Consider the following 13,212-nt stretch of genomic DNA (forward strand, 5'->3'; position numbering starts at 1 on the left):
TTCTGAAGGTAATTATGAAGCTCTCTATTATACTTCGGTAATATTAAATACGCCCTGTTAATGGCGTTTTAATCTTGGTTTTCAATACAGATAATAAGAGACTAAACTAATTTTAGGTTAGTCTCTTATTTAAACTACATTATATTACGAAATTAGATTAATGAATGCTTTTTAAAATCCCAAGAATTTTCAAATATATCCCAATCATTTTTGGAAATTTTAATGTTATGCTCCACAATATTAGATGTGATATCCTCTTTACCCGATATTATTGGAATATTTAGTATATCTCCAATATTGGTATTTAGCGTTGGATTAAATATATTTCTATAATTTTCAGCAACAGGAGAATTCAATAATCCTAAAATATGTGAGTTAAGAAAATCTGGTTGAATAAAAATTGATGGTGCTGCTAAATTAAATGTTGCTGTGTCAGGAAGGACTCGCATTGAAAGTTTATTAGAACTTGAAATTAATGTCCATGAGATGCCTTTGCGAAACCAAATGTGTTCTGGTGCAATTCTAGCTACATTATCGTTTTGATAGTGAAGTCTAGCTTCATTTGACCAGTTTATAACTGTGTCTAAATTACCGTACCATCTTCTATATGTACCACCTTTTGCATGCGGTACCCACATATTCTTCTTTCCAAATTTTTGAAATGAGATTTCGTACCATAGACGTAAATACTTATTGTTATTCCCCGTCTTTGTTTGACCGTCGGAAATTGAAATATTTCTAAGTAATACTTCATCAAATGAATTTAATACATTTTCACTTACCCAAAAAGAAATAGGTTCCCCAGGAATTTTCTTGAAGTTTTCTTGATTGGTTTGATAAAAATAACTAACTTCTGGGTTTTGAATGCCTTCCAATACTTTTTCTTCTTGTACTTTCATACCACCCTTAAAATCAGATAATTTAAAGTAATTTCCAATGGGTTCAAGCAGGGTATTCTTTATGGTAAAACAGCAGACAGGAACAGTTGCTTCTTCAAAAGCAGAATATTCCATTTGAATCAAGCTAGAGATGCTCTTATTCGTGATTAAATAATCTCTAAGTTGCTCATAAGATTTAATAAACATCCATACAAACGGTGTCATGAAACCTGCATAACCATTTTCTTCAAGTAAGTTACTATTCATTTTTATAAAAACAGAGAATAAATCTGTTTTTACATCTTTATAATTCGCAGTTACATAAGAGCCTAAAATGCCACTCATTTTATTGAGATAAGGTGGATTGGTTACCACGGCTGCATATTTTGCAATCATAATTTCAACGATGTCTAGCATCTCGTTTAATTGTTCGTGAATAACTGGGATAGCGTAAAGTTCATCCATATTTGAAAACTCAGGGAAAACATTAACTAGATTTCGGAATTCTTCGACATCAGTGAAATTTATATCAGTAACATTAATTACAGAGCCTATTTCAGTTGCGGCTTTAAACTTATCGACTAATACTTTAAAGCGATCCAATGTGTTAGTAAATTGATCTTTGTCCATTAAGGACAGCTCTTCAATCCGAGCATAAAATTCTTCAGAAATATTATCAATATTACTAAATTGGTGTAAATTTAATTTGATATTTTTATTTAGGATTCTACGACTATATTGTCGCCCTTTCATCATCAGAGCAAAATAAGCCAATTGAAATGCACGTTTGTCGATTTCTAATCCAAATAAGTTATGAGTCATTATAAGCTCAGCAGCTTCGCGTTCGCTGTAACCTTCTGCTACGTATAATTTGATAAAAACATCAAATGCATAGACTAAAACATGTCCAGACCCCATTGCGTTGTCTAAAAGTTTTAACTCTTGTAGAGCGTTATTTTATTGCTTCATCTAAAATACTTAAAATTAAGTCAGTTTCTCGTTCTTCCATCTCTTTGATGACGTGAAAATATACACTTTGAGTAGTTGTTACGTCTTTGTGCCCAAGTCGTTTGCTTACACTGATTAGGTTGACGCCTTTAAATAACAAAATAGAAGCATGAGTGTGCCTTAATCCGTGGAATGAGATAATAGGAATATCTAACTTTTCGCAGAGATTTTCTAAATATCGATTAATCGTAGCACTAACAGGTAAGGAATATTTATAATCAACACAAATTTGTTGATGTTCTTCTTTAAATTGACGTTTAGCAATTAATTTTCTAAGGAGTTCTAATGTTTGGTAATCTAGATCAATTGTTCGAACAGAACTTTTATTTTTGGTTCTTTTAAAACCAGTATGGTATTTATAATCCCAAGTTTTATTGATAGTGACAATTTTATTTTTAAAATCAATATCTGCAATGGTGAGCCCTAATACTTCAGCGTAGCGCATGCCAGTAACAGCAGACAGATAAATAATTAAATTTAAAGAATTGGTACAATTGTTAGAGGTGTAAGTAATTAATTTTTGCCACTCTGTATAAGAGAGAAATTTCTGTTTTTTCTTATTTTTCCGACCAGTAATAATTGCTTTTCTGGTGAAATCAGTCGTAATTAGGCCTTCTTCAACGGCATCTAAAATAGCTGCTCGAATTTGTTTATGAAACCCTGCAGTTGTTCGTTTGGCATGCGTCTTTGCAAATTCGTTTAATACTTGTTGGTAAGATAAGCGAGAAATGGAGTGAATATTTTCATTATTAAAATATTGTTGAATTTGGCGATAAGTATTTTGATACTTTATATAAGTGACAGGAGCAAGGGCCGGTTTCTTGAAAGTCTCCATCCACTGATAAAAATAGGTTGCTAGCGTTTCTTCTTTTTGCATAATCTCATTCCTTCCAGATTTTAGTTGTTGCTCATCGAGTTTATCAAAAAGCAAATTTAAATTTTAATAGAATGCCTCCGATTGCATGGTATAATTAAAAGAAGAATATTTAATTGGAGGGAATAAGGTGGCAACTTTAATTGAAGATAAATTTAAAGCTTGGGAAAAAGAAGCTCAAGCCCGCTTTGATCAGCTAAAAGCAAATGAAGAAGAGTTAAATAAGATATTTATTGATTTATATGGCTTACAAGACGAACTTGATTATCAAGTGGCTGATGCTGAAGTGTCAGTGTCATTAGCTGATCGAGAAAGGGATATCAAGTCTTTAATCAGTTATGCAGTAGGTTGTATGTTTGGGCGTTATTCATTAGATATTGAAGGTTTAGTTTTTGCGGGAGGAGAATTTGATGCATCAAAATATACAACTTTCAAACCAGTTGAAAATAATTTTTTATTGATAAGTGAAAATCAAATTTTCAGCGACTCTTCGATTGACATTGTGGAGAAATTTGTTGAGTTTGTTTCGGTTGTTTATGGCAAAGATACTTTAGAAGAAAATTTACAGTATATTGCGGATACTCTGAAAGGCACAGGAACGAGCCGTGAGATTATTCGACGATATTTTGTTAAAGATTTTTACAGTAATCATTTGCAAATTTATAAAAAAAGACCAATTTATTGGCAATTTGATTCCGGAAAAGAAAATGGGTTTAAGGGGTTAATGTACCTGCATCGTTATAATTCAGATTTGCTAGGAATTCTTCGAACAGAATACATATCAAAACTTAATCAAGCTTATAATGGACGAATTGAACAAAGAGAAGTTGAAAAAACAGTAACGTCAAATCCTAAAGATAGCGCTAAATTTGAAAAAGAAATTCAAAAAATTCATAAACAAATCCGTGAATTAAGAGAATTTGACGAAAAGATCGGTCATCTTGCTCTAAAAAAAATCACATTAGACCTGGATGATGGCGTCATTGTAAATTACGATAAACTACAACGAGATCCAGATGATAAAACAAAATATGTGATTTTATCCAAAGGAGTAAAAGAACCGTAAAATGAAGGGGATTTATTTATGTCTGATTTAAATTTAAACCAAATTCAAGATCGATTAAACGAATTATTTATTTCTTATGGGGAGCGGAAGCTTATTTTTTGGTTTGACCCAAAAAAAGAATTTGAAGAAGATATTGATAATGGTGTCATTCAATTAAAAAATGCGCGAATAAAAAAAATCGATGCACACACACAATTTTTAACAAAACGCTTTTTTGAATTAGAAGACAAAGAGAATAATTATTTAATTTACGCACCGTTTCAAAGGTTGAGTGATGAAGATAATAATAACCATCTCCTTAGTTTATTAAAATATTCAACTTTATTTAATGCAGATCGTATCTCGTTGGTTATGAATCAACTTGAAATACCAACCGAGCTACACGAGGTAATGGTTCAGTACAGCGCCTTCTTTTCTGCTAAAACTCGAATTGCAGATTTTCAAAAAGTGACGTCTGGTGTAATCCAAACGAAAGAAGAATTTGAAACAAAGTTAATGGCTGTTGTAACAAAAGCAAATGCACCGCAATTATATAGTGTGGTACAAGCTTTATTTGTTGAATATTCTTTAAGAGAAAATCGTTTGTATTCACAACTTGAGAAATATGGCTTATTAGAAACTTTTTGGGGTGCTATTTTTAAATATTATGGTTTTCAATCAGAACAACCGACAATTCAAAAGTTAGTGCTTTGTTTTTATAGTAATGCCTTCTTTGGTCAATTAGGTTATCAAAATCTCCCAATGAATTTAAAAGAATATGAAGTCATTGAGCAAACAAACGCAATTGTGTCATTCATGGATTTATTTATGAATGATTCTAGGTACCGAGAAGCATATGATAATTTAAGTCAGGAAGTATACCAGTTAATAAACGGGGAACGTATTTTAAGTAAAATTACGATTGAAGAGCTAGTCAGATCAGATACCTTTGAATTCATTCATCAAAGGATTATACAATACTATATTAATCAATTGCTTAGTGGAGATTCGACAGCGGTTGTTGGTGGTTTAACGATGCAAGAGGTAGTTCTTTATAAAGAAAGAAGTCATTTTGGTGGTAAGTATCATCACCATTATCAAGTTGTTTTAAATGCTCAAAAGTTATTAAATTTACTAGGTCAATTAAATATTCGTCAATTGTCAAATGTCTTATTGCATTACGAAGAAGAATCTTTTGTAATTGATCAATATTATCGTAAGTTTATTTGGCATCTTGATCAAATTAGTAATCAAGATAACTTCTTAGAATTGCAAGGATTAGTCGAGAAAGAGTACAAAGTTTTCTTAGATGAAATTTCGTATGCTTGGAATAATTTACTTTATTTAGATGAAAGACCGTCCTTATTAGATTTTTATGACAGCCATGCAAGGAAGAAAATGAAAACAGTCGTGATTATATCTGATGCTTTACGATATGAGGCGGCTAAAGAATTACAGATGGTTCTTCAAAAAGACAAGAAGTACTCAACAAAAATGGAAACAAACTTTACCGTATTGCCTTCTGTTACAGAATTTGGCAAAGCTGCCTTGCTGAAATCAAGAAATGAAAAATTGGATTATGTAAATGATTTTGAAATAAAAATTAATGATATTAGTACAACTGGAACTATAAATCGAGATAAGATACTAAAAAATAAAAATCCTAATTCACTAGCTGTTACTTATGATGAAGTGATTTCAAAAGGAAATGCAAAAGAACTTCGGGAATTATTTAATGGATTGGAAGTTATTTATTTATACCACGATCAAATTGATCGAACAGGAGATCATGGTCAGGAACATCAAGTATTTGATGCTGTTCAAAAGACAATTGATGAATTAACTTTATTATTACCGCGCATTTCAAACGGAGCCAATATTTATCGCTTTATTATTACGAGTGATCATGGTTTTCTTTACCGACGTTCGAAAGTTGAGGAGCATGAGAAAATTGAAAATCCATCATTTGATGAATCTGATCGAGTGGAACGCCGCTTTATTATTAGTAATCATCAGTATAAAGAAGTCGGAATTACAAGTATGAAATTAGGTGATGTGCTTAAAAATGCCGATGCTCGTTATGTTCACTACCCAGAAACAGCTACTATTTTCAAGAAAAAAGGTGGCGGACAAAACTATGTTCATGGTGGTTCTTCTCCTCAAGAGTTGTTAGTGCCTGTTTTAGAAATTTCAATTGCTAGAGGTTCAAGCGCGAAAGAACAAACAAAAGTACAATTAATGACGACGAAAAGAAAAGTTATCGGTCTTTCTCTTTCGTTAGAATTCTATCAAACAGATGCAGTGAGTGAGTCAATAACAAAAGCGCAATATCAATTGTATTTCGAAGACGAGACGGGTAATCGAATCTCAAATGAACAAGCTTATTATGCCGATTCAGATTCAACAGCAGCCAGTGATCGGTTTACGAATTTTACATTTGATTTTATTAATCGCAAATACGATTCTCAAGAAAAAGTTTATTTAATCATGAAAGACGCACAAACAAATGTAGAAATCGATCGAGTAGAATTTGTTGTCGATAATCCTTTTGCAGGTGATTTTGACTTTGGTTTTTAGGAGGAAGAATGAATGGATCAAGTCATTTTAGATAAACTTTCTTCAAATTTTGCTGGTAAGTTTGTCCGTAAAGACTTAACGAAGAAAATAAAAGAAGGCGCCAATGTTCCGGTTTATGTACTGGAATATTTATTAGGTATGTATGCTTCTTCTCTAGATGAGACTTTAGTGAACCAAGGGGTAGAAAACGTAAAAAATATCTTAGCTCGCAACTACGTACGACCCGACGAAGCAGAAAAAATCAAAGCACGAATTCGAGAATTAGGTGGCTATACGGTTATTGATAAGATATCGGTTACATTAAATGCCTCTAAAGATTGTTACGAAGCTTCTTTTTCTAATTTAGGGCTTAGAGATGTTCAAATTAGTGATGAGCATGTAAAAAAATATGATCGACTTCTTGGTGGTGGTATTTGGTGTATTGTTGCAATGGAGTATTGGTATGACGAAAACAACCGTATGAATAGTCCGTTTGTGGCAAGAAAAGTAGATCCTATTCAAATGCCAGGATTAGATATTGATGATTTCAAAAATGCGAGAGGCTCATTTACAACAGAAGAATGGATTGATTTAGTTTTACGCTCTGTAGGGATGGAACCGACCCATTTTTCTGAAAGGGTTAAATGGCTCCATTTAGCAAGATTAATTCCCTTGATAGAAAATAATTATAACCTATGTGAATTAGGACCACGCGGAACTGGAAAGTCACATGTTTATAAGGAAATTTCACCTAATTCGATTTTAGTTTCTGGTGGTCAAACGACGGTTGCTAATTTATTTTATAATATGGCGACTCGGACAATGGGTTTAGTTGGCATGTGGGACTGTGTAGCATTTGATGAAGTTGCAGGCATTCGATTTAAAGACAATGATGGCGTTCAAATTATGAAAGATTATATGGCATCGGGGTCTTTTGCTAGAGGAAAAGAAGAAAAAAATGCTTCTGCTTCAATGGTATTTGTCGGAAATATAAATCAAAGTGTCGATGTCATTTTAAAAACTTCCAATTTATTTGAGCCGTTTCCAGAAGTCATGGGAACCGATTCAGCATTTTTAGATCGTATGCATTGTTACCTACCAGGTTGGGAAATACCTAAATACCGTCCAGATTTTTTTACAGATGATTATGGCTTTATTACCGATTATCTTTCTGAAGTGATGAGAGAAATGCGAAAAATAAGTTTTTCAGATAGTTTTGACCCATTTTTTAAATTAGGTGTCCAGCTAAATCAAAGAGACACGATTGCTGTTAGAAGAACAGTCTCTGGCATGATGAAATTAATCTATCCTGATGGTAATTACGAGAAAGAAGATGTTGAAAAAGTATTACGATTTGCACTAGAAATGCGCCGCCGTGTAAAAGAACAACTAAAGAAAATAGGTGGTATGGAATTTTATGATGTTAATTTCTCTTATATTGATTTAGAAGAAGGTAGAGAAGAATATGTGCCTGTACCAGAACAAGGTGGTGGAACGCTCATTCCTGAAGGCATAGGGAAACCAGGTCATCTTTATTCAGTTTCTTATGGGAAAAGCGGTCAATTGGGTACTTATAAATTAGAAACACAAATTAGCTCCGGCAATGGTCGTTTTGAACGTACAGGGATTGGTTCTGATCGAGAAGCAAAAGAAGCGATGGATTCAGCTTACAAATATCTACGGGCAAATGCAAAAAGCATTAGCCAGAGTATTAGTTTAGCAACAAAGGATTTTGTCGTTCATGTACAAGATTTAAATGGAATTGGCATGACTTCAGTCTTAAATTTACCAACAATGATTGCTTTATGTTCATCGATTTTAAGTAAACCTGTCTTACCAAGCTTAGTTATATTAGGAGATATTACAATTGGTGGTTCCATGATTAAAGTGGAAAACTTAGCAAACTCTTTACAAGTAGCTAAAGATGCAGGAGCAAAAAAGGTATTAGTACCAATGACAAGCGCAGCTGATTTAGGCAGTGTTCCTCCTGAATTAATGGGTACCTTTAATTTGATTTTTTATCAAACGCCTGAAGATGCAGTATTTAAAGCGTTGGGAGTAGAGTGAGTATTTTAAAATCGATGCATCTAATATTGGTTTCGATGAGCGAATTGTTCATCCAAACCAATATTTTTTATTTGGCAATAAAAGGTTACATCTGCCTGTCTAAATTTTAATTTTTGCCGATAAATTGTTATAATAGAGTAAGTGGAGGTGTACCATGGACTACTTATCAGTAAAAGAAACCGCTGAGAAATGGGGGATTTCTGAACGCTCTGTTCGAAATTATGCGAATCACGGTAGAATTGAAGGAGCTATTCGAAAAGGGAAAATTTGGCAAATTCCTTTATCCGCGGATAAACCAAGCAGATTAAATAAAAAAGAAATCAAAAATCGCAACTTATTAGAGATTTTGAGAGAAGAAAAAAACTCAAAAATAAAAGGCGGTATTTACCATAAAGTGCAAGTGGATTTAACTTATAATTCAAATCATATCGAAGGAAGCACGTTAACTCATGAACAAACGCGCTATATCTTTGAAACAAATACAATTGGTTTTGAGGCTACTGGAGTGAATGTGGATGATATCGTAGAAACCGCTAATCACTTTTCCGCAATTAATTATGTGATTGAAAAGGCGACAAAACAACTCAGTGAATCGATGATAAAAGAAATCCATCAAATTTTGAAAAATGGTACAAGTGATTCTAGAAAAGATTGGTTTAATGTCGGGGCGTATAAGCAATTACCTAATGAAGTTGGTGGAAAAGAAACAACTTCACCAGAAGATGTGGATAAGGTAATGAAGAACCTAATACAAAATTATAATGTCAAAAAGCAACATACATTTGAAGAAATTGTTGCATTCCATTATGAATTTGAAGCAATCCATCCATTTCAAGATGGGAATGGGCGTGTCGGCCGATTAATTATGTTTAAAGAATTGCTAAAAAATAATCTTACTCCATTTATTATATCAGATGATTTGAAAATGTTTTATTATCGTGGCTTATCCAATTGGGAAGTAGAGAAAGATTATTTGTTAGATACTACGAAGACTGCACAGGATCATATTAAGAAGTCTCTTGATTATTATCGAATAAAATATGAGGACTGATTTTTTAGACTGTTAAGGTGTTCTTTGTTTTTTTAAAATTGAAAATATAATGAGCGATTAAAAGAGAGCAAGCAGACTGAGTATAGAAAAGTTTAGAAGAACTTAGAGATTGCAGGTGCTTGAATCATAACAAAAAGCAAATGGGGGATCGCGACTATGGCTTTTTGCTATGATTCATCAGACGATCGTCATTGTTAATTATTCTCAGTTCGCGAAAAGAATAAGGAAAAAACAAATAATGAAGGAGCAAATTATAAGCACAAAATTAAAACTTGTATATTTATAATGAATATTTCGTATCCGCTTTCTTGTGTTGCGTTACAATAATAGCCATTATATCTCGTCAACTGAGAGATGAGTTTTGTCGTGCAGATTTACTAATTTTACTAAGATTTCTTTGAGAAATTTAGCTGATTTTATGTTTGGAAAATTCTGGTGGGAAGGAAAATTTCAAGATTTGTTAACGATTCAAGTGAGCATGTTTTTCTCATGGCCAATAGGAATAAACGGTTAAATGATGAGGAAGGGAATAAGATTCTTATTCACTAATCATTTTTAGAAAAATAGCTTCAACGAATAATTTTTTATGATGGGAGTATAATCTAATGGCTCAAAAAGTCTTGTTTGAAATTAAAGATGCCGGGGACAAGTTTGAATTTTATACAACAATCGAAAAGGAATTGAATCAAGCTCAATTAGAATTAGCGAACTTAAATGAAACGATCGATACGATAAAATCACTTAAGCCAGAGTGTGATAAATTAGATTATTCCCTAGCAGTTAGTTCAGGTGCTTTATGTGGAATAATGGATATCTTTTTAGTTGGAGGAGACCCTGTAAATTCTCCACTAACAGCTCTTACCGATAATTGGGTGGACAATCGTGTGAAGGATTTTGCTAAGCTTTGTGGTTGGCCGGCTAAGAATGGGGATTCCTTAGCATCTGCGATTCGGTACTTAGAAAATAAGTTTGCCATTCCTTATGATCAACACGGAGCAGGCGATGCGGGTCAAAGCATTTTTGGTTTAACACCTACCAATCACCACTTTAAGTCGTTGGCACATCATCCAAGTTTATTAGGGTTGTTTTTCTCGATCTTGGATCAATTTACAAATCAGTCGCATTTTGTTACTGTCGGTGAACTTATTTCATTGCAAAAAGCAGATAGCGGTTTTGAACTGAAAGGGGAAAATCTCTTAAGTAAATTATTTTGCGCTTTTACCAATTGGTTTGGTCATTTAGTATCAGATGTAGCGGGTTCTTCTGGGAGCAAAGGACGGGGGATGGGGATACCATCACCATTATGGACTTGGACGAATGATATCATTGCGATAAAAAGAACACTTAAAATTCCAGTGTCAGACTTTAACCAATCAATGAATGAAATAGCTATGAAAATTTTTACGCAAGGCTTTGATATTCGCTTTCAAGTTGCCCAAAGTATCCCGGTTCTAATTAATGAATTAGTTGTTCGACTATTTTATTCGATTAGAAGGATGCTTCAGTATTTTAATGGATATGCCAAGGAAGAATGGATAATGAAGAATTTATGGAATAGTTGTGAGCCTTTTTCAAATCCAACAGTTAAACGAATGCTAACCATCGCACATGGTACTTTTTGTCTAATTGATCTAAGCGATGCTACGATTCAAGGAATGGGTGTTGGCGTAACGGCATTTAATCCTGTTGTTTTTTTCATGCGAGTAAATATTATCGGGATTGGGCGGTTCACAATTTCACTTTATGGTGAAACAAACAGACGGATTCAATTATTCAAACATAAACAACCTTTATCAACTATTAAGCAAGAAAAAATACTTGTTGAATATTATCTTGAAGGACTGCAAAACTTGGCTGATATATACGATGACTCCGATTTAATGATCTTTATAAAAGATTTTTCAAATAGCCAAGTGTACCAAAAAGCTTTTGAAGCATCAATTGAGTTAGCCGAAAAAAGAAAGGTTACACCTGAGAAAATTTTAAGAACGAAGCAAGATATTGATGTATATTTTGGAGGTAAGAGTAAATGAGAAAGTATACAAAATTACAAATCGCTCAAATGGAAATAGAGTCAATCGTAAAAAAAAATAATGGAAAAATAGAAGAACTAGGAGAAACGACTTTTCCTTTAGTTAAACAATTAAATGCGTTGCAAGCAGTATTTGATGAAATTCGCGGAATGCCTAGTGAGAAAACATTAGAATTGGAAAATCTAAAAAAAATTCGCTCAAATTGGAGCACGCAGGTTAAAAAAATTGAATCTGATTTTAAAATGACGAAGTTTAAAGCGGTAAGCTCAGGAGTTGTAGGGATTGGAGTAGGCTCAACCGTTGCTACATTTGGGCCAACGGTTGCAATGGGGGTAGCAACGACTTTTGGGGTGGCTTCAACGGGAACGGCTATTTCTACTTTATCAGGTGCTGCAGCAACCAATGCGGCACTTGCTTGGCTTGGTGGAGGGACCTTACTAGCTGGTGGTGGCGGAATGGCTGCTGGAAATACATTGTTGGCATTGGCGGGACCAGTTGGTTGGGTACTTACTAGCATAACAGTAATAGGAATGGGTTTAATTTTTTTAAAAGAAAAAGGAAGTCAAAAACGACTTGAAAGTATTCTCATGTTAATTAGTCATCGTGAAATAAATTCTTTCAAACTTGCTCTAGTTGAGCTGAATGAGCGTATTCAAAAAATTCAAGAGGAAACCGATTTGTTGTCTCAAATAATTGCTGAGATTCATCATTATGGTACTGATTACAACGAGATGAGTGAATACCAGCAAACGCAATTAGGGACTTTTGTAAATCTAATGAATTCTTCCACCGGATTATTGGTAAATCCAATTTTAGGATTACAGCCCAAATTTACTGAACAGGACTTAAACGAATACTTCCGGAAGTCTAAACAAGATAAGTCGAGTATTGCGGAAAAGAACCTTAAAATAACTCAAATTTATCTTGCGAATTTATTTTATAAAATTGAATTAGACGAAATTGATAAGAAATTATTTTTAAAAGTATTTAAAAGAGATAAAGCGTTACTAAGCGAGCTTGGACTTTCAAAAAAGACTTGGATTTAAATGTTTTCAATACAATTGAATCGGCCTTGAATAATAAGTATTTATCAAATCATTTAGCTTGATGAGATAGGCAATGCTTAGAAGTTTGTGAAGTAACCCGATTATTTTCCATACTTAGGTTTCGGGGGTATTCCGTTGTTGTTCAAAAAAAGTGAGACTTTTGATCTTTGTTTATTATTGCACATGATTTTTTTTAACATGATACGAACAAATACATCTGCTTCTCTTGGCGGGTTATAATAACAACAGGAAACCATTACATTGTGATTTATTTGAATTTTCAAGGAGCGTAATTTTTTCTAAATATATTATACGAGGAGGTGAACTAGACTAACATGGACAATTTAACTTAACTAGGCAGAAGTCGCCCATCCTCCATAGGTGGGTGATGAATGCTGTTCGGTATGAGGGTTATCGTGGATAACCCTCATACCGACATAGACATATAAGATTGATTGCCTTTTTGTTCTGTGTTACAATCAGTCTATATAAGAAATGAGTTGATAACACAATGGAGTTAGACACTAATAATCATTCAGTATTTCTTCTCTATTATCACCTTGTACTAGTAACTAAATACCGTAGACAAGTGATTGATGAGGAAATATCTGAATTTGCTAAAATAACTTTTGAACGAATCGCAGAGCCCTATCG

8 protein-coding genes and 1 pseudogene are annotated in these 13,212 nt (G+C 33.4%); 7 read left to right on the top strand and 2 right to left on the bottom strand.

What is annotated here, in order from left to right:
* Positions 1-152 precede the first annotated feature (152 nt).
* A pseudogene (pglX, locus tag JOD14_RS07805) lies at positions 153-1,814 on the bottom strand (BREX-1 system adenine-specific DNA-methyltransferase PglX); the annotation flags it as partial.
* A gap of 16 nt (positions 1,815-1,830) precedes the next feature.
* A complete protein-coding gene (locus JOD14_RS07810) occupies positions 1,831-2,763 on the bottom strand; it encodes a tyrosine-type recombinase/integrase (RefSeq protein ID WP_204654271.1) in 933 nt (310 codons plus the stop codon).
* A 127-nt stretch (positions 2,764-2,890) separates the two neighbouring features.
* On the opposite strand from JOD14_RS07810, the gene JOD14_RS07815 reads away from it, so the two are divergent.
* The 7 genes from JOD14_RS07815 to JOD14_RS07845 all read left to right on the top strand — a co-directional run.
* Positions 2,891-3,826 (top strand): BREX-1 system adenine-specific DNA-methyltransferase PglX, encoded by a 936-nt coding sequence (locus tag JOD14_RS07815; RefSeq protein WP_204654272.1) that lies wholly within the window; start codon positions 2,891-2,893, stop codon positions 3,824-3,826.
* Between the two features lie 18 nt (positions 3,827-3,844).
* Positions 3,845-6,382: a BREX-1 system phosphatase PglZ type A gene (pglZ, locus tag JOD14_RS07820; RefSeq protein ID WP_204654273.1), complete on the top strand. Its 2,538-nt coding sequence runs from the start codon at positions 3,845-3,847 to the stop codon at positions 6,380-6,382.
* 12 nt (positions 6,383-6,394) lie between these two features.
* Complete coding sequence (gene brxL / locus JOD14_RS07825; protein ID WP_204654274.1) at positions 6,395-8,428, top strand: protease Lon-related BREX system protein BrxL; 2,034 nt, start codon at positions 6,395-6,397, stop codon at positions 8,426-8,428.
* Between the two features lie 154 nt (positions 8,429-8,582).
* The gene (locus JOD14_RS07830) at positions 8,583-9,479 is read left to right on the top strand and encodes a Fic family protein (protein WP_204654275.1); all 897 of its coding nucleotides are present in this window, start codon (positions 8,583-8,585) and stop codon (positions 9,477-9,479) included.
* A gap of 605 nt (positions 9,480-10,084) precedes the next feature.
* Positions 10,085-11,512, top strand: a complete 1,428-nt coding sequence (locus tag JOD14_RS07835) for a hypothetical protein (protein ID WP_204654276.1) — start codon at positions 10,085-10,087, stop codon at positions 11,510-11,512.
* Positions 11,509-12,558, top strand: a complete 1,050-nt coding sequence (locus JOD14_RS07840; RefSeq protein WP_239576142.1) for a hypothetical protein — start codon at positions 11,509-11,511, stop codon at positions 12,556-12,558. Before JOD14_RS07835 ends, JOD14_RS07840 begins: the two co-directional genes overlap by 4 nt.
* A 511-nt stretch (positions 12,559-13,069) precedes the next feature.
* The coding region (locus JOD14_RS07845; protein WP_204654278.1) for a transposase at positions 13,070-13,212 on the top strand (143 nt) is incomplete at its 3' end.

Origin of the sequence: Enterococcus lemanii, assembly GCF_016909125.1 — a bacterium.
Classification (GTDB): Bacteria; Bacillota; Bacilli; order Lactobacillales; family Enterococcaceae; genus Enterococcus_I; species Enterococcus_I lemanii.